Here is an 18,764-nt window from a genome sequence, read left to right on the forward strand (position 1 = left end):
CACCCGACGTGGTCGGGCGGCTGCCGTACCCCGGCAACCGCCCGACCGTCAGCCGGCCAGGTGCGACCAGTCGCCCTCCAGCTCCTGCCAGGTGCCCTGGGCGGCGACCGCCCCGCCGAGCAACACCACCACGTGGTCGGCCCGGACCAGCGCCGCCCGCTTCGCGGTCGAGCCGACCACTGTCACCCCGTGGTCGCGCAACGCCTGCCACAGCGCCAGCTCCGTGGTGACGTCCAGCGCCGACGACACGTCGTCGGCGACCAACAATTCGGTACGCGGTGCCAGCGCGCGGGCCAGCGCCAACCGCTGCAACTGCCCGCCGGAGAGCCGGGTGCCCTTGTGCCCGATGAGCAGACCGAGCCCACCGCCGGCGGCGACCAGGTCATGGTCGAGCTGGGCGGTGCTGACCGCGCCGGCCGCGTCGACCTGGTGCCCGAGCGCGATGTTCTCGGCGACCGTGCCGGACAGCACCCGGGGCAACTGGCCGACGTAGCCGACCTGGTTGGGGCGCAGGAACAACTCCGGCTCGGTGACCGGGTCACCGTTCCAGGCCAGCTCACCGGTGTGGTGCACGATCCCGGCCAGCGCCCGCAGCAACGAGGACTTGCCCGACCCGACCGGCCCGACCACCAGCACCAACTGCCCCCGTTGCACGGTCAGGTCGACGTTGCGGACGGCCACCGTACCGTCGGAGTGCACCACCCCGAAGTCGCGCAGCTCCAGGCGGCGCAGCGGATGCCGGGGTGGTGGCGTCGGCGCCGGCGCCGTCCCGGCGGCCAGGTCGACTGCCGGAACCCCAGCGGAGTACGTGCTCACTCCGGTCATCGCCACCGTGCGCCGGGTCCAGACCCGCGCCGACGGCAGCTGCGAGATCAACGACGCGGTGGTCCAGGCGAACCAGCGGGCCGCGCCCAGCGTGGAGACGGCCACCAGCACCGCACCGGCGGAGAGTCCGCCGCCCAGGTAGAGCGCCCACGCGCCGATCGGCAACAGCCCGCTGGCCATCGAGGGCGTGGAACGCGCCCACACCTGCACCGAGATCTCCCGTCGCTGCCGGTCGCTGCGCAGCACGTCCAGGCTGGCCAGATGGCGTAGCACAGCAGTGGTCGCACCGGCGAGCTTCACCGTCCGTGCCGCGGACAGCGCGGAGACCAGCGCCGTCGCGAAGGCGGCCCGCGCCGCCACAGTGGCCCGCGCCGCACGTTCGAGCTTCGGCCCGAACAGCGTCGCGGCCAGCCCGGAGACGACCATCGTGCCGAGGAAGAACAGCCCGGGTACGACACTGCCGGTGACCGCCGTCATGGCGACCACCAGGACCAGCGCGACCGCCTGGTCCAGCACGTTGTCGGCGAGCTGAACCACCCGCTCGGTGTCGCCGCCCTGCGCCACGACCTCGGCCGGGGTGTGTGAGCTGACCCGGCGCGGCCCGGTCTGACCGTGCACCAGACGCAGCCCGATCCGCAGCATCTGCCGCACCCACCAGCCCGGGAACCAGACGTGGGTGTAGTACGGCAGCGGCATGGTGACCAACAACCCGGCCACGATCCCCACCGCGGGCAGGTACGGGCTGCCGGTGCCGTCGACCAGATCGGCCCAGAGCCAGGGCAGCACCGGCCCGTCCAGCCCCAGCAGGCTGAGCCCGAGGAACAGCCCGATCGCGGCCATCCCGTACCGGGGGTCGTTGAGGCAGAGCCGGAAGATCTCCCGCAACGTCCGGGCCGGCGGCACCGGTGGCAGTGGCGGCGGGTCGGCACGGGTCATCCCGGACATCGCGGGTGTCGACCCGGCCAGCTCAGCCCGCGTGGTCGTCGGCTCGATCTGCTTGTCCCGCTCGGCCCGGACGGTCTTGTCCGGCTCGCCCAGCACGGTCGGGTTGTCCGGCTCGCCCAGCACGGTCGGGTTGTCCGGCTCGGCCGAGGCGGTCGGGTTGTCCGGCTCGGCCGAGGCGGTCGGGTTGTCCGGCTGGATGGCCAGTCCGCTCGGGTCGGCCCACCGGGAGGCCGGCCCGGTCGGGTCGGCCCACGCGGTCGCCGACCCGACCGGGTTGTCCGGCTCGATCCACGCGCTCGCCGGATCGGTCGGCCAGTCAAGAGCCGGGTCGGGACCGACCAGCAGGTCGGTGCCACCGCCGGCGCGGCCGGCCGTTCCCGCCGTGGCGTAGGCGGCAGCGTGACTGGTGGCCAGCAGCTCGGCGAAGCGCGTCGAGGTCTCCAGCGGACCGGCCTCCACCACCGCGCCGTCGGCCAGCACCACCACCTCGTCACAGCGGCGCACGGAGGAGAGCCGGTGCGCGATGACGATGCCGATCCGGTCGCGCAGCAGCCGTTCGGTGGCCCGCTGCACCCGCGCCTCGGTCACCGGGTCGAGGCGTGCGGTGGCCTCGTCGAGGATCACCACATGGGGGTCACGGACCAGGATCCGAGCGAACGCCACCAACTGCTCCTGACCGGCGGAGAGGATGTGCCCTCCCTCCCCCAGCCGGGTCGCCAAACCGTCCGGCAGCTCGGCGATCCAGCCCGCCAGGCCCAACTCGTCGAGCGCCCGGGCTGCGGCGTCGAGCAGGTCCGGGTCGAAGAGCGCGACATTCTCGGCGAGCGTGCCGGCGAGGATCTCCGTACGCTGCGGCACGAGCGCCACCCAGCGACGCAGTTGCTCGACGTCGAGGTCACCCAGGTCGGTGTCGCCGAGGTAAACCGATCCCGGTGGCACGTCGACAGCTCTGGTGAGCACCTTCGCCAGTGTCGACTTACCCGAACCGGTCCGCCCGATCAGCGCGTACGAGCGACCGCGCGCGAAGGTCAGGCTGAGCCCGCGCAGCGCCGCCCCCCGGCCGCCCTCCTGGTACGTGAACGTCAGGTCCTCGATGCGTAGGTCACCCTCGGTCGGGCTGACGCCGCCGACGGGTTCCTGCCGAGCCCGCTGGAGCAACTGCACCCGGGCCCATGCGCCGAGAGCCTCCTGGATCTCCGGCACCATCCGACTGACATGCTCCGCGGTGGCCCCGAAGGCCAACGCCAACAACCAGATGGCGGTGAGGCGTGCGGCGTCGACCCGACCGGTGGCCAGCGCCCAGGCACCGCCGAGCACCACCACGCCGATGCCGGCCCGGATCGTCGCGGTGGCGGCCGACGCCACCTTGGCGGACAGCACCCAGACCAGGCGACCCCGGGACAGCACGGCGGCGGCCCGCCGCGCGTACAGCCGCAGGACGTACGGCCGGGCCAGACTGGTCCGTACGTCGTCCTGACCGTGCACCGCCTCCTCCATGACCGCGGCCAGATCTGACCACGCCTCCTCCTCGGCCATCCGGGCCGGACCGATCCGCGCGGTTGGCCGGCGCAGGCTGACGGCGAGCACCACGGTGAGCAGCAGCATCGCCACTCCGGCCGGCCACCACACGACCAGCGCCACGATCATCGACAACAGACCGACGCAGAGGCCCTGGGCGAGCCGCGTGCCCTGGTTACGGATCGCCGACGCCACCTGGTAGACGTCCCCGTCGATCCGGTCGAGCAACTCCCCCACCGGGGTCGTCTCCAGGGTCGGCAGGTCCTGCCCGAGTGCGACCCGGCAGAGCCGGCGGCGCACGTCGGCGGACCAGTCCGCGGTCAGGCCGGCCATCAGCAGGCTCACCGCGAGGTCGCTGAGCACCACGGCGACCAGCGCCGCGGCCAACACGGCGAAGAAGCCGGCCGAGCGGTGCACCAGCACCGCGCCGGCCAACGCCGAGGCACCGGCCTGACCGGCGGCGCCGAGCACGATCAAGATGACCACGATCGTCATACGACGCGTCGAGGTGCCCCACAGATCTCGGAGCAGGCGCATGAAAGTCCTCCGGATATGGGGTGGCGGAGACTTCAGCCTGCCGGCGTCGACACCTCGTCTCAACCGATTTTCCGGGCTCTGAGCAGGGCAACGGCTGTCTCCCCCCTCCGCCGCGCCGGGCCCATGGCACCTCGATGACGCGCTCGGGCGACGCCGCCCAGAGCTGGCTGGCGAGTTCGCCGAGCCGATCGCCACGTCGCGAGGAGCAGCCCCGCCACGCCGCCCGGATCCTCGACCCCCGCTTCGCAAGACGGCACAGACCACCCGATCGCGCAACGCCGCCCAAACCCCGGCCACGAAGGCGCGCCCGAACCCCCGCTGCCGCAACGCCGCCCAAACCTCGACCCCCGAGGGCACAACGCCGCCCACTCCCCGGCCCCGAGTGCGCGCCCGAACCCCCGCGCTGCCGCAACGCCGCCCGAACCTGGCCCCCGGAGGGCACAGCGCCGCCCGAGCCTCGACCCTTGCCGGCGCAACGCCGCCCGAACCTCCCGCACGGGCATGATCGACTCGGTTTCGGTGAAGTCGCGGTATCAATCCCTCGCGGATACCCCGACTTCGGTGAAGTCGTGTGGATCATGCGTGAGTCGGAGTGTTCTGCCTGCCGGTCGGGGGTGGTTTGGTGCCTCGGTCAGGTGGGGCCGTGCGTTTTGTCCGGCGTGGGTGGTATCGGCGTGTGGTCGGGGGCACGTGTCGGCCGGAATGCTGGCCGGGTCGGGGTCGTTACACACCCTGACGATGGCAGGACCGCGGCCTGTCGGCGCGATGGTCAGCCCCCGGGGAATGACCCCTGGTCCCGGGTGGTTATACCTGGACCCCGGGCACCGCCCGGCACCCCGCTTCACCGGCGGATGGGCCGACCCCGGAATGACCCCGGCCCCCGGGTGGTTACATCTGGGCCCCGGCCCGACCGGCGCCCCGTTTCACCGGCGGATGGGCCGACCCCGGAATGATCCCGACCCCCGGGTCGTTTCACAGGGACCCGGCGCCGCGAGCCCACTGCTGGTCGGCTGCCGATGATCCCCCCTTCAAGGCTTTTGTTGCAGCGCCGGACGAGGTGCTCTCACCCGTGTCCCCTTGGGCGGGTGTCTTTACCCCCGAAGGAGCTTCCCTCATGAACACGATCATGCGTAAGAGTGTGCTGTCCGTTGCGGGTCTCGCGTTCGCCGGTGGTGTGTTCGCCGGTCCGATCGCCGCCCACGCTAACCCCGTGGACGCCAAGCCCACCGCTGTTGCCGTGCAGGCGGGTGTGTCGAAGCCGCAGGGCGAGCAGTCGCGCATCTCCCTGGACGGTGAGCAGACTGCGAACGTGAAGGCGATCATCGCCGCGACGAAGAAGGCCGGTCTGCCGGAGCGGGCCGCGGTGATCTCGATCGCGACGAGCCTGCAGGAGTCGAAGTTGGAGAACCTGGGCCACCTCGGCGACGCCAACGACCACGACTCGTTGGGCCTGTTCCAGCAGCGCCCGAGCTCGGGTTGGGGCACGCCGGAGCAGATCACCGACCCGGCCTACTCGACGACGGCGTTCCTGAAGGGTCTGAAGCAGGTCGACGGGTGGCAGGACATGCCGCTGACCGAGGCCGCGCAGACCGTGCAGGTGTCGGCTTACCCGGACGCGTACGCGCAGTGGGAGCAGCAGGCCACCGACCTGGTCGGCCAGTACTGGAACAGCTGACCCCCACCGAAACCATCCGACCGCTGGCCGGCACCCCCACCCGGGGTGCCGGCCAGCGGCATATCCACCACCACGCCACCCGCCACCGCGCCACCCGCCATCCGCCACTCCCGGGCATCCCCGCGGTGCAGCGGCGGTAGCCGGTGCCCCTACCGTCGTCCGCCGGCGAATCTTGGACAGTTTCCGTTACGCGAGAACGGAAACTGTCCAAGATCTACGGGGCTGCACACGATCTGCACGTCGGGAGAGCGAACAGGCGGAGCCAAGTCGACCCCCGACTAGCCACCCGAAACGGCGAGCCGCGCAAGGCGACGGGGACAGCGAGCCGGCCGGCCACGGGCACAGCGAGCCGGCCGGCCACGGGCACAGCGAGCCAGGCACTGCCACAGGCACAGCGAGCCAGGCACTGCCACAGGCACAGCGAGCCAGGCACTGCCACGGGCACAGCCAACCACCCAATCGCCCCGACACAGCGAGCCGCGCAACCACCACCACGGGCATGGCGAGCCGGGCAACCGCCACCAACACAGCGAGCGGGCAACCGCCACCAACACGGCGAGCGCCCAACCACGCCCGCGCTACAAACGCCGAAGGGCGGAACGGTCACGGACCGGCCAAGCCAGCCCCACAGTCAGAACAGGACCGTCGCGAGGGTGCCGATCGGTTGGAAGCCGCAGCGTTCGTAGACCCGGCGGGCCGGGAGGTTGAAGTCGTTGACGTACAGGCTGACCGTGGGGGCGACCCGCAGCAACGCGTCGCGGACGACGGCTGCCATGGCGGCGGTGGCGATGCCGCGGCCTCGCCACTCGGGTGCCACCCAGACGCCCTGGACCTGTGCGGTCCGCTTGGTCACCACGGCCAACTCGGCCTTGAAGACGACAGTGCCGTCAACGAAGCGGGCGTAGGCGCGACCGGATCGGACCAGGTCGTTGACGCGCCTGCGGTAGCTGCGCCCGCCGTCTTCGGCCAGCGGGGACACGCCGACCTCCTCGGTGTACATGGCTACCGCCGCCGGGAAGAGTCGGTCGACCTCACCGGGGCGGACCTGGCGTACCTCCGGGTCGGCGGGTACGGATGGCAGGGCGTCGGCGGCCAGCAGTGGCTGGTTGGGGCGGACGTCTCGCGCTGGCCCCCACGCGTCGGAGAGCCGGTCCCAGAGCCCGAGCACGGCGTCGGCGCGCCCGACGATGGAGGAGCACAGCCGTTCCTCGCCGGCGAGCAGGTCGGCGAAGGCCGCGACAGCGGCGTCGCTCGCCAGCACGGGGGTCAGGTTGCCGCCGAGCCAGCACAGCGATTCCAGGTTGCGGCGTGCGCCGTACCCCAGGATTCTGCCTTCGGCCCGCCACCACGAGAGGCCGCGCGCGGCGATTCGCTCGGCGACCTGCGCGCCCGCGAACGGGTCATGGTCGAGTAGTCGCTCGACCGCGCGGCGCTCCGATTCCCCCAGTTGCCGTACCGGCACCGTCAGCACGACTACCAGCCTGCCAGATCGACCCCCTGCTCCGCCGGTCGAGTGACAAGGCCGGCACCGGCTCGGCCGGCCCGCTGGTGGGGCGGGTCCGCTCGGCCCACCGGACGACGGGTGGCACGAGGGCTCCGAGTAGGAGAAACAGCGCAGCGAGCACCAGCCAGCCTGGTACGCCCCAACCGAGGGCAAGGGTGGTCACCACGACGGGGGCGAGCATCTTGCCCAGTTCGTAACCCATGCCGTACGCCCCCTGGTACTGCCCCTGGGCATTCGTCGGAGCGAGTCCGAAGGAGATCGCCCAGCCGGCGGCGGAGTGCCACAGTTCCCCGATCACGTGGGCGAGCGACCCGACGCCGAGCAGGCCCACCGCCCCGGCGGTGGGGAGCGCGCCGCTGACGGCGAAGAGTACGCAGGCCAGGGCGATGGCGACGCCGGCTCGACGGGCGGCGCGGGCGGCGGCGGGCACTGTGGCGGCGGCGCCTGCGGCGCGTACCTGGAGGAGGACCACGAGCCCGGTGTTGACCAACGTCAACGCGGAGATCATCCAGACGGGTGCCCGGGTGTGCCCGGCGATCCACAGCGGCAGGGCGATGGTGAGCAGGCTGAAGTGCATGGACATCAGCCCGTCGACAAGGGTGAAGGCCAGGAACGGGCGGTCCCGTAGGGCGATCAGTCGGGGGCCGTGCGTCGGGGCGGCGACCGGGGCGATGCGGGGCAGCCGGAGGAAGACCAGCGCGGCGGCGAGTGACGCCGCCGCGGTGGTCAGGATCAGTGCGACGTACCCGGTCCGGGTGTCGGCGGCGATGGCGAAGCCGCCGAGGACCGCGCCGACGGAGATCCCGACGTTGGTGGTGGCGCGCAGGTAGGCGCGGGTGCGTACGCGCTGGTCGGCCGGGATCGCTCCGGCGATCAACGCGCCCCGGGCCCCGCGTTCCACGGCGTCGGCGAGGGCGGTGGCGGCACCCACCAGGACGAACGTGGGGAAGGACCGGACGGCGATCAGGCCGACGGTCAGGGTGCCGGCGACGAGCAGCGCGCCGACCTGGACGCCGCGCGGGCCGACGCGGTCGGCCAGGTAGCCGCTCGGTGTGCTGGCCAGGACCCCGACGAGCGCCGAGATGGTCAACCCGATGCCGACCTGGGTCGCCGACAGGCCTACCGATCGGGTGAGGAAGAGGGCGCTCGCGACGAGCCAGAGGCCACGCCCGACGGTCTTGACCAGGGTTCCGAGGGTGAGGATCCGGGCCGGGCCGGGTGGGGGGAGCAGGCGCATGGACGGGACGCTAGCAAGACGTACGTACGGTTTGCAAAATTGAATGTTGTCGGCGATGCATTGCCGATATATCGTTGATGCATCAGCGACAGTACGAAGAGAGGGAGAACCTGATGAGGTTCCATCGACAACACCACCCGATGCACGAGGCGCGGATGCGAGGGTTCGGCTTCCCGCCGGTTCCGCCCGGCCCGCACGACCATGGTCACGAGCACGGACACGGCGGCCCCTGGGGTGGCCGGGGTCGCGGCCGCGGTCGAGGTCGGGGGCGACGCCCCAACGTCCGGGCCGCCGTGCTGGCTCTGCTCACCGAGCGGCCGATGCACGGCTACGAGATGATCCAGGAGATCGACTCCCGCACCGGCGGTGCGTGGCGACCGAGCCCCGGGTCGATCTACCCCACCCTCCAGCTATTGGAGGACGAGGGCGTGATCGTCGCCAGCACTGAAGAGTCCGGCGGCGGACGCAAGCGGTTCACGGTCACCGAGGCCGGTCAGGCGGAGGCCACCGAGGCCGCGCAGAGCCCGGCCTGGGCGGACGTCGCCCCGACGACAGTGACCAGTTGGCACGACATCCGCGACTCCGGCGCGCAGGCGATGAACGCCCTGCGCCAGGTCATGATGAACGGCACCGACGACCAACGCGAGCGGGCCGCCCAGGTGCTCGACGAGACGCGACGCAAGCTGTACGCGATCCTCGCCGAATCCGAGTGACCCGAACGCCGACGCCCGCACGACGCAGGCCGGCACGCGCGACCCGCGCCGCGCACGGCAGCAGGACGCCATTGGGTACGACGACAGCGGCCGTTCCCCGCACGGGGAACGGCCGCTTTTTCCAAATGGAAAATCAGTGCACGGTGACCGTCGGGCCGGTGACCAGCCCGCGCAGCTCCTCGGGGAGTTCGGCGCCCATCTCGTCGGCGATCCGCAGCGCCTCCTCGATCAGCGTCTCCACGATCTGCGCCTCGGGCACCGTCTTGACGACCTGCCCCTTGACGAAGATCTGGCCCTTGCCGTTGCCGGAGGCGACACCGAGGTCGGCCTCGCGGGCCTCGCCGGGACCGTTGACGACGCAGCCCATGACGGCGACCCGCAGCGGCACCGGCAGCCCTTCCAGGCCGGCGGTGACCTCCTCGGCGAGCTTGTAGACGTCGACCTGGGCCCGCCCGCAGGACGGGCAGGAGACGATCTCCAGGCCCCGCTCGCGCAGACCGAGGGACTCCAGGATCTGGTTGCCGACCTTGATCTCCTCGACCGGCGGGGCGGAGAGCGACACCCGGATCGTGTCGCCGATCCCCTCGGCGAGCAGCGCACCGAAGGCGACCGCCGACTTGATGGTGCCCTGGAACGCCGGCCCGGCCTCGGTGACGCCGAGGTGCAGCGGGTAGTCGCACTGCTCGGCGAGCTGCCGGTACGCGCGGATCATCACGACCGGGTCGTTGTGCTTGACCGAGATCTTGATGTCCCGGAAGCCGTGCTCCTCGAACAGCGAGCACTCCCAGAGCGCCGACTCGACGAGCGCTTCGGCGGTGGCCTTGCCGTACTTGGACAGCAGCCGCTTGTCCAGCGAACCGGCGTTGACGCCGATCCGGATCGGCACTCCCGCGTCCCCGGCGGCGCGGGCGATCTCCTTGACCTTGTCGTCGAACTGGCGGATGTTGCCCGGGTTGACCCGGACCGCGGCGCAGCCGGCGTCGATCGCGGCGAAGACGTACTTGGGCTGGAAGTGGATGTCGGCGATCACCGGGATCTGCGACTTCTTGGCGATCGCGGGCAGCGCCTCGACGTCGTCCTGGGACGGCACTGCCACCCGGACGATCTGGCAGCCGGACGCGGTCAGCTCGGCGATCTGCTGGAGTGTCGCGTTGATGTCGGAGGTGAGGGTCGTGGTCATCGACTGCACGGACACCGGCGCACCGCCACCGACCGGGACCGAGCCGACCATGATCTGGCGGCTGGCCCGACGGGGTGCGAGCGGCGGGGGCGGCACGGCGGGCATACCGAGACTGATAGCTGTCACTTCAGGCACTCACCTTGAGAAGAGCGTGATCGGGTTGACGACGTCAGCGGCGATGGTCAGCAGCGTGAACGCGCCACCGATCAGGATCACCGCGTACGTGAAGGGCATCAGTTTGAGGTAGTCCACCCGGCCGGGGTCGGCGCGGCCGACCTTGCTGTAGATCCAGGAGCGGGCGCGTTCGAACCAGGCGATGGCGATGTGGCCGCCGTCCACCGGGAGCAGCGGCAGCAGGTTGAACACACCGATGAAGAAGTTCAGCGACACGAAGAGCATGAAGAAGACCAGCCAGGCGTTGTTCTCCACGGCTTCGCCGCCGAGTCGGCTGGCGCCGACGACGCTGATCGGGGTGTCCACGTCGCGCTCGCCGCCGGTGAGGGCGGTCCACAGGGCGGGAACCTTCTGCGGGAGCCGTTGCAGCGCCTGGGCGGTGCCGACGGCCAACTGGCCGGTGAAGTCGGCGGTGGCGCCGAAGGCGCCGACCGGGCCGTACGTCACGCGGGTGGGGGTGCTGGGGACGAGCCCGACGCCGAGCGCGGCCACCGGCGCGACGGTGCCGCTCGGGTCGTCCAGCGGCGGACGTTGGGTCTGCGCGAGCACGGTGCTGGTGGTGGCCGGCTGCCCGTCGCGGACGTACGCGATCTGCGTGGTGTCGCCGGGCTTGAGCCCTCGCAGTGTGGTGAGCAGGTCGCCGTAGGAGTTGACCGGGGTGCCGTTGATCGCGGTGATCCGGTCGCCGTTCTTCAGCTGCGCCTGGGCGGCCGGGCTGGCGGCGTCGCCGGGGGCGCAGGCGCGCACCGAGTTCTCCGCCACCACGCAGTCACTGAGCCGGATGACGGCCGGCTCCTGGCGGGCCTGCGCGTCGGTGGTCGGGAAGTCGGGGTTGGGCAGGCCGGCGGAGACGGCGAGGATCCAGATCGTGACCAGGGCCAACGCGAAGTGCGTGATCGACCCGGCGGCCATGACGATGGTCCGTTTCCAGACCGGGTAGCGCCACATCACCCGCGACTCGTCGCCCGGCTCGACGTCGTCGTCCTGCGGGGTCATCCCGACGATCTTGCAGAAGCCGCCGAGGGGGATGCCCTTGAGCCCGTACTCGGTCTCACCCCGCTGGAACGACCAGATCGTGGGGCCGAAGCCGACGAAGTACTTCGTGACCTTCATCCCGAACGCCTTGGCGGTGAGCAGGTGCCCCGCCTCGTGCAGGCTCACCGAGACGAGAATGGCCAGGGCGAAGAGGACCACCCCGAGCAGGTACGACATCAAGCTCCTTCCACCGAACCCGCGATGATCTCCTGCGCGTGCGCGCGCGCCCACGACTCGGCCGCGAGCACGTCCTCGACGGTACCTGGTTCGCCGAAGTCCGGAGCCTCCTCCAACACGCGTTCGAGGGTGTCGACGATGCCGAGGAACGGCAGCCGGCCCGCCACGAACGCGGCCACGCACTCCTCGTTCGCCGCGTTGTAGATCGCCGGGCGGCACCGTCCGGCCTCCCCGGCGGCCTTGGCGAGGGCGACGGCCGGGAACGCCTCGTCGTCGAGCGGCGCGAACTCCCAGGTGTGCGCGGCCGTCCAGTCGACAGCGGTCGCCGCCTCGGGGACCCGGTCCGGCCAGCCCATGCCCAGCGCGATCGGCAGCCGCATGTCAGGTGGGCTGGCCTGGGCAATCGTCGACCCGTCGACAAACTCGACCATCGAGTGGATCACCGACTGCGGGTGCACCATCACGACGATGTCGGCGTAGGGCACGTCGAACAGCTCGTGCGCCTCGATCACCTCAAGGGCCTTGTTGACCATGGTCGCCGAGTTGATCGTGACGACCGGCCCCATGTTCCAGGTCGGGTGCGCGAGCGCCTGCTCGGGTGTGACCTGCGTCAACTCGTCGCGGCTCCGACCCCGGAACGGGCCACCGCTGGCGGTGACGATCAACCGTCGCACCTCACCGCGCGTACCGGAGCGCAGACACTGGGCCAGCGCCGAATGCTCCGAGTCGACCGGCACGATCTGCCCCGGCCGCGTCACCGCGGCCCTGACCAGGGGGCCGCCGGCCACGAGCGACTCCTTGTTGGCAAGCGCGAGGGTACGACCAGCACCCAGCGCGGCCAGCGTAGGAGCGAGGCCCAGCGAGCCGACCACCCCATTGAGCACGATGTCGCACGGCCACTGGGCCAGCTCGGTCATGGCGTCCGGCCCGGCCACGATCTTGGGAAGCTTGAAGTCACCGGTGGCCCACCCGCGCCGGCTCGCCTCGGCGTAGAACGCGAGTTGGAGATCCTGCGCGGCGGACGCCCTGGCCACCCCGACCGCCTCGACGCCCAATTCGAGGGCCTGCGCGGCGAGCAGCTCGACGTTGCCGCCGCCAGCGCCCACGGCGACCACCCGGAACCGGTCCGGGTTACGCCGGACGATGTCGATGGCCTGCGTACCGATCGAACCTGTGGACCCGAGCAGAACAAGATCGCGGGGTGAAGTCACAGGGCCATTCTTCCCCACCGTCACTGCAAGCCCGCTGGGAGCCTCAGCCCTCCCCCGCGCCGTCCCGCCCCGCTGCGCCCGCCGCCGCGCCGACCTTTGATCAACTCGGGTTCACGGAAGTCGCGGCATCCCAAGCACCAGGACACCCCGATTTCCCGCAAACCGTGTCGATCAAGCCTCTTCGTCGGTCGACTCGGGCACCGGCTCGGTCGGTGCCGCCTCCTCGCCCAGCAGGTCGCCCGGATCGATGGAGAACTCGAACGGCTCTCGCATGACGAACCGGGTTCCGGCAGCCGCAGCGGCCACCGGTCGGTACTCCCCCTCGATCAACTCGTACAGCGCGATCGTGGGCACCCGATTACGCAGGTCGACCCGGAGGAAAAAGGGAACACCGACCGCGGCGTACTCACGCGGACGGTCGATGATGTCCTTGCGCCGGTTCCCGGGGGAGACAATCTCGCCCAACAGCACGGCGTGCCCGATGCCCATCGTCGTCCGGCCACCGCCCGGCGCGTCGAGGATCACGATGTCGGGGATAAAGAGATCTTCACCAGAGACGACGTTCGTCTCCAGATAGAGCCACAGCTTTGCACGGCGGGCTGCCTGCTTCAGGTGATACGCGAGGTCCAACTCCGCGTCCTGATGGTCGTATCCGGCATGTGGTGTCACGATCACGCTTCCGCTCAGGACCTCAACCTTGGGGCCGTTGGTCTCCGGCAACAGGTCAAGGGCGAGCTGCGCAGTCCACGGCTCGTCGTGCCACCGCAGCACATCGAACGACGGCTCGGTGTGCTGCGGCGCCGGCTCCGGCGCGAACGCGGCCTGGGCCATCCGGGCTCACCCCCTCAGCGGACCATCCTGCTCAGGTCAGCCTAACCACCACAGCCCGTACGACGCGTCATCGCACACCCAGTGCGACGGTCTAGCCACCTCGCCGACCTCGTGTCGATCAAGGGGCGGCTCTGCCTTCCTCGCCTGACTCCTGGTCGTTTAGCAACGATTCGAACTTGCTACGGACCAAAAACCGCCACTCACTTACTTCAAGCATCAGCACTATCCGACTCTGGGGTGCCTAGCTACGACCGACATGAGCACGGTGTCAAACGAGCAGAGCAAGAAAGGTCATCGCCAGCCTGCCGGAGTTTCAGACCGTTTTCGTCGGCGCGAGACCACCTTCCAAGCCTATTTTCCCTCGGAGGGAGCTGCACGACTCATGCCTGGCAGCCGTTGAGCTCGTCGTCATGAGGCTACTCGACCACGCCCACATCGGCGTCGCCGCCACCGCCTACGGGTAACTTCGCTTTCAACGCGAGGCATCGACACCTCAGCACCGCCCTGGACGGTCCCGGTGAGCCGTCGTGCGCCCCTTTGTCTGCGGACGTTGCCGTCAACCCCCGCAGTCAAACCGCCTCGAAAAGCCGCAACAGCTTTCCGGAAACGGCGAGGGACGCTTTTTTGCGGAAACAGAAATCAGATATCGGTTCCTTGATTAACCGGAAAAGCTGAATGGCCCATCATTGACCAATTCCTTCACCTGCAAGCAGGGCCCTGAGACGCCTAACCTCTTCCACAAGGCGCGGCACAGCCTCCCGCGCCATTGCAATGAACGCGGCGTTCTCGTCCCAGCGTTCGTCGCCAGAATCGACGTATCGCGGATGCTGAACCAATGTTGCAGCAATCATCTCTCGATGATCAAAGTTCGGCCACCTCTCGGCAGCACCAGTGTCGGGAGCCGTGCTAACCGCTACAAGATTCATAGCGAATTCATCGTCCAAGGTCCTAACAAACCAAGGCGCCGGAGTTGCCGCTCGGCACAACTCTTCAATCTCCTCAAGTTCATCTTCACGCATGTGGCCACCCCCCAGCAATCTATTTAAACCGGCCGGGGTGCCCGCAGGCCGGAAAGCACTGGGGCACCACCGACATCAGCGACCGGCCCATGTTGGCCTGCGCCTGCGACACCATCGCCGCCGACAGGCCCATGTCGGCCAGAACCGCGGCAGGTCAACACTCTCATCCGAAAAGGAATCGAGATCGGTTCGAATGCGAGCGTCAGTTCTCCGACATTACCCGGAGATATAACCACAACAACCGCTGCTCCGACATAATCGCTACCAGATCAATCTACCTTAGGCATTCCGACAACCGAGGACGTCAGCCTCCGCCCTAGGCGTCCCGTAAGTACCTGAACGGAACGGAGACTGATAACCACACCTGCCCGCGCCCCTCATCGCCACGTCAACATGCGGTGCAGTCAGTCCAAACTTCTTCTACATAGCCTTCGCGAGCAGACGCACAGCTTCCACCAACTCTCGCTCGCCCCGGAAACCGGGAGGCACTTCAAGACCTCCCCGATCCAGGAGCACAAGAGACGTGAGGAGAATTCCCCGTATTAGATCACGACGAACTGGATGGCGACTCTCCGAATAACATTCAAATAACGCGCCTACAAATCGGGGAAAGACCTGCGGGTCAACTTCGCACGTATCATCGTCGGAAGGCGCCAATCCACTTGGGATACCGAGAACAACCGCAGCGCCGTCCGCAAGCGAGACGAATAGGTGACCGATCCTCAGAGCAGGATCCCAGACGTCATCCCCGGAAACTGTGAAGTAGTAGCTCACTCAGCCATCTCCAATCGTAGATCGAGTTCTGGTCCACCTCTCCGCAGGACGGCGAAGTAATTCTCAAGGGTGGCCCGGAAGCGCGGGTCTATGGCCGGGTTCGTAAACCTGAAGCCAATCGGAGCATTCTCGTAACCAGGGAGGTGCTGACGCGCCCGAGGTACGCGTCCAACTTCCGGTTAATGTGCTTATTCACCCACGACTCATCGCCGAATATTGCGCTTTTCTCTTCCCAGAGTACGCCACCCTCAATGTGATCGATGTCAGTGATTCGATCCCTGTCTCCGGGTCATAGACATCGTAGTCGCGCTCGCCCTCAAGGCATCCATTAGTGTTATGAACGAGGACCGGCGTCTCGCCTACGAGCACATAGTACGTGTGGGTGTTGGCGACGGTGAGGTTGTGGACGGTGGCCCACTCGGTGCTCCAGCGCTCGATTGCCGTGATCTGCACGAGGGTGCCTGCACTGGTGCGCAGCATCTGCCCGGATGCCAGGTCGGTGGCGTCGACCCACTCGTTCAGCTCCGGCACCCAGAACGGGTGACCGTCGGTCGCCGTGACCTCGGCCGTGTCCGAACCCCGGTCACCGTCGGTATCGATGGTGACCTTCACCAGGTGCTTGACACCCTCACCCTTGATCGCGGCGGTGACCGTCGACACCTCGACCCGACTCGTCTCCGGATCAGTGACCTGGACCTTGTCGCCCGGCTTTACGTCCTCAATCGGCTTGGCCGACCCGTCAGCCATGAGCACCTTGGTACCCGGTACGAAGCTGTTTCCAGGAGTCTCGCAGGATCCACCGCTGGAGCCGCCGTTACTACGTTCCGAGGCACCTGCTTTCCCGCCGGGCTTCGAATCGCCCTTGCCGCCACCGGACTTGCCAGCGCCGCTCGATCCGGCCGACGATCCCTTCGGATTACTCTTCGCCTGGGCCTGTTTCTGGACCGGGTTAACCGTCTTCTTCGACGCCTGCGTCGTCGTGTTGACCTTGTCGGCGGCCTTCTTCTTGGCTGCCTGCGCGGCCTTCTTCGCCCGCTCGGTCGCCAGCTCCTTGGCGTTCAACGCGGCCGTCTCCGCCACCCGGGCAGCAGCCAAAACCGCCTCAGCAGCCCGCTTCGCTGCCCGCCACGCCTGGATCGCGTCAATCGTCCGGATGACCGCCCGCAGGGGTGGCCTGACGCTGCTGGACCGTCAGCAGACGGGTGCCGCCCGGCCCGTAAATGTGCCGAGTCTCGTCCTGCGCCGCCCACTGCTGCGCGGGCACAGTGGCGCACCCGGCCAACCCAATCGGCATACCATCAGCGGGTCACGCCGCCGACCCCGGAACGGGCCACCGCTGGCGGTGACGATCAACCGCCGCACCTCACCGCGCGTACCGGAGCGCAGACACTGGGCCAGCGCCGAATGCTCCGAGTCGACCGGCACGATCTGCCCCGGCCGCGTCACCGCGGCCCTTACCAGGGGGCCGCCGGCCACCAGCGACTCCTTGTTGGCAAGCGCGAGGGTACGACCAGCCTTCAGCGCAGCCAGCGTAGGAGCGAGGCCCAGCGAGCCGACCACCCCGTTGAGCACGATGTCACACGGCCACTGGGCCAGCTCAGCCATCGCGTCCGGCCCGGCCACGATCTTGGGAAGCTTGAAGTCACCGGTGGCCCACCCGCGCCGACTCGCCTCCGCGTAGAACGCGAGCTGCAGATCCTGCGCGGCGGACGCCCGAGCCACCCCGACCACGTCGACACCCAGCTCCAGGGCCTGCGCGGCGAGCAGCTCGACGTTCCCACCACCCGCGCCCACGGCGACCACCCGGAACCGGTCCGGGTTACGCCGGACGATGTCGATGGCCTGCATACCGATCGAACCAGTGGACCCGAGCAGAACAAGATCGCGCGGTGAAGCCACAGGGCCATTCTTCCCCACCGTCACTGCAAGCCCGCTGGGAGCCTCAGCCCACTCCCGCCGCCCCGCCCGCCCTCGCTCCCGCAGGCCCGTCCGGAACCATGATCAACTCGACTTCCTGCGAACCGGGGGCCATCCATCTCACCCGGACACCGCGACTTCCTGGAAACCGTGTCGATCAAGCCATGCCGACCACCAAGCAGCGGGTCTCGCATCCCGTATCGCAGCTCATCGCATCCTCCGGGCAGTCAGCCCTTCTTGCGCCACCTGCGGAGACATCGACTTATCACTCTGCGACCTCACTTTCAGCCGAGGCAACGCTCTCTATGACGTCATGGAAAGTTGAATGAAACGCGGCATCCTCTCTCCAGGCCACGCTTTCCACAACAATTTCCTTAGCCTCAGTCATCGCCATTCCACGATACCGGGCGAACACAATAGTCGACTGCACAATCGACAGCCCAGAACCTTTTAGATACCCAATGAGTACGGAGTCGTCCACTTCATCAGGAAAAACCTCTCGCACGTTCTGCAAATGCTTGCCCGAGTCGAAAGTCGTCGCCACCGCTAGCCCTTCCTCAAGCGACCCGACGCGACATCCAGCACATAGCTGAATTCTCGTCGCGGCTTCCCTGGCGTGACACGTTTTCCGGGGAGGATGATTGTTGCAATTCCGCCCGTCGGCCATCAGAACCTTGGTACCCGGTACAAGCGACGTTGCCACCGCCCGCACCCACGGCGACCACCCGGAACCGGTCCGGATTACGCCGGATGATGTCGATGCCGTGCGTAATTCTTCCCCGCCGCCACTGCAAGCCCGCTGGGAGCCTCAGCCCTCCCGCTGCCGCCCCGCCCCGCTGCGCCCGCCCTTTGATCAACACCCCATCGCCGATCTAGCGGTAACCCCGCTACCCGACGCCCCCACCTCGCCGACCTCGTGTCGATCAAGCGGCGACTCAGCCTTCCTCGGGCAACCCTCCGGCAGACCGGGGGAACCTCAGCAAGCGACCCCGAGCTAGCTTCATTGCAACGCCGCGAGAGCGCGCTTCGTGCGCTTTAGCGCGAACCCGCCGAAGCTATCCGCAGCACGTTCCAGGATAGAGCCAGGAATCGAGCCTCCCGGTTCCCATAGCACTACTGGAGCCTCGCCCTCTTCATCTGAGGCGGCGGTATCCATTGCATACAGACCACCCATACCATCAGACATAAAAACAACCAAAGCAGCCGGCATTGCGCTCGTTCGCCGAGCCTCTAAAGTCATCCGCACCGCCCCGAAGAGGACATTTCGATCGTCATCACGTGCCCAGACTCCGTAGAATTCCTCACCGGCAATATCGCATTCACCAAGCTGTCGCAAGAATTCGCGATAGGTGAGCGGCAGGCTGAGGCCGAGCTGGGCTTCGGCCCGCGCGATTAAGTCCTCGTCACAGCCGCCAGCAATGTTGGCGATCTGCGAGTTGGCCCGAACAAGCCGAATAAACTCCTCGGCGTCCTCGTGGGCACTCACTCCACT

General features: G+C 68.6%; 13 protein-coding genes and 2 pseudogenes. 2 read left to right on the top strand and 13 right to left on the bottom strand.

All coding sequences use genetic code 11. The features are described 5' to 3' along the window. Positions 1-48 precede the first annotated feature (48 nt). Positions 49-3,825 carry an ATP-binding cassette domain-containing protein gene (locus GA0070612_RS30140; RefSeq protein ID WP_088990998.1) on the bottom strand — a complete coding sequence of 1,259 codons (3,777 nt, stop codon included), beginning with the start codon at positions 3,823-3,825 and terminating at the stop codon, positions 49-51. A 1,114-nt stretch (positions 3,826-4,939) separates the two neighbouring features. Between GA0070612_RS30140 and GA0070612_RS30145 the strand changes: the two genes are divergently transcribed. After that, the gene (locus tag GA0070612_RS30145) at positions 4,940-5,500 is read left to right on the top strand and encodes a hypothetical protein (RefSeq protein ID WP_088990999.1); all 561 of its coding nucleotides are present in this window, start codon (positions 4,940-4,942) and stop codon (positions 5,498-5,500) included. 631 nt (positions 5,501-6,131) lie between these two features. On the opposite strand, the gene GA0070612_RS30150 is transcribed toward GA0070612_RS30145, so the two are convergent. Together GA0070612_RS30150 and GA0070612_RS30155 are read right to left on the bottom strand one after the other, a co-directional pair. Further along, positions 6,132-6,971: a GNAT family N-acetyltransferase gene (locus GA0070612_RS30150; RefSeq protein ID WP_088991000.1), complete on the bottom strand. Its 840-nt coding sequence runs from the start codon at positions 6,969-6,971 to the stop codon at positions 6,132-6,134. Next, positions 6,901-8,241, bottom strand: coding sequence for an MFS transporter (locus tag GA0070612_RS30155; RefSeq protein ID WP_088991001.1), 1,341 nt, complete (start codon positions 8,239-8,241; stop codon positions 6,901-6,903). Before GA0070612_RS30155 ends, GA0070612_RS30150 begins: the two co-directional genes overlap by 71 nt. Positions 8,242-8,354: 113 nt before the next feature. Between GA0070612_RS30155 and GA0070612_RS30160 the strand changes: the two genes are divergently transcribed. Then, positions 8,355-8,954, top strand: a complete 600-nt coding sequence (locus GA0070612_RS30160; protein WP_088991002.1) for a PadR family transcriptional regulator — start codon at positions 8,355-8,357, stop codon at positions 8,952-8,954. Positions 8,955-9,087: 133 nt separating this feature from the next. On the opposite strand, the gene ispG is transcribed toward GA0070612_RS30160, so the two are convergent. The 10 genes and pseudogenes from ispG to GA0070612_RS30200 form a co-directional block, all read right to left on the bottom strand. Beyond that, positions 9,088-10,260: a flavodoxin-dependent (E)-4-hydroxy-3-methylbut-2-enyl-diphosphate synthase gene (gene ispG, locus GA0070612_RS30165; RefSeq protein ID WP_088991003.1), complete on the bottom strand. Its 1,173-nt coding sequence runs from the start codon at positions 10,258-10,260 to the stop codon at positions 9,088-9,090. Positions 10,261-10,269: 9 nt separating this feature from the next. Further along, a complete protein-coding gene (locus GA0070612_RS30170; RefSeq protein WP_088991004.1) occupies positions 10,270-11,520 on the bottom strand; it encodes a M50 family metallopeptidase in 1,251 nt (416 codons plus the stop codon). Next, a complete protein-coding gene (dxr, locus tag GA0070612_RS30175; RefSeq protein ID WP_088991005.1) occupies positions 11,520-12,731 on the bottom strand; it encodes a 1-deoxy-D-xylulose-5-phosphate reductoisomerase in 1,212 nt (403 codons plus the stop codon). The genes GA0070612_RS30170 and dxr overlap by 1 nt, the downstream gene beginning before the upstream one ends. A 171-nt stretch (positions 12,732-12,902) precedes the next feature. Beyond that, positions 12,903-13,562, bottom strand: a complete 660-nt coding sequence (locus GA0070612_RS30180; RefSeq protein WP_088991006.1) for a Uma2 family endonuclease — start codon at positions 13,560-13,562, stop codon at positions 12,903-12,905. A gap of 683 nt (positions 13,563-14,245) precedes the next feature. After that, positions 14,246-14,581, bottom strand: coding sequence for a hypothetical protein (locus tag GA0070612_RS30185; protein ID WP_088991865.1), 336 nt, complete (start codon positions 14,579-14,581; stop codon positions 14,246-14,248). 420 nt (positions 14,582-15,001) lie between these two features. Next, entirely contained in the window at positions 15,002-15,355 is a 354-nt protein-coding gene (locus GA0070612_RS33105; RefSeq protein ID WP_408630524.1) for a DUF6086 family protein, read from the bottom strand. A gap of 333 nt (positions 15,356-15,688) precedes the next feature. Further along, positions 15,689-16,522, bottom strand: a pseudogene (locus GA0070612_RS30190) (Hint domain-containing protein); the annotation flags it as partial. Positions 16,523-16,654: 132 nt separating this feature from the next. Then, positions 16,655-17,254, bottom strand: a pseudogene (locus tag GA0070612_RS30195) (1-deoxy-D-xylulose-5-phosphate reductoisomerase); the annotation flags it as partial. A gap of 283 nt (positions 17,255-17,537) precedes the next feature. Then, positions 17,538-17,816 carry a hypothetical protein gene (locus GA0070612_RS31715; protein ID WP_157742643.1) on the bottom strand — a complete coding sequence of 93 codons (279 nt, stop codon included), beginning with the start codon at positions 17,814-17,816 and terminating at the stop codon, positions 17,538-17,540. A gap of 456 nt (positions 17,817-18,272) precedes the next feature. After that, the gene (locus tag GA0070612_RS30200; protein ID WP_088991008.1) at positions 18,273-18,758 is read right to left on the bottom strand and encodes an SMI1/KNR4 family protein; all 486 of its coding nucleotides are present in this window, start codon (positions 18,756-18,758) and stop codon (positions 18,273-18,275) included. Positions 18,759-18,764 lie beyond the last annotated feature (6 nt).

It is taken from the genome of Micromonospora chokoriensis (assembly GCF_900091505.1).
In the GTDB taxonomy this organism is placed as follows: Bacteria; Actinomycetota; Actinomycetes; order Mycobacteriales; family Micromonosporaceae; genus Micromonospora; species Micromonospora chokoriensis.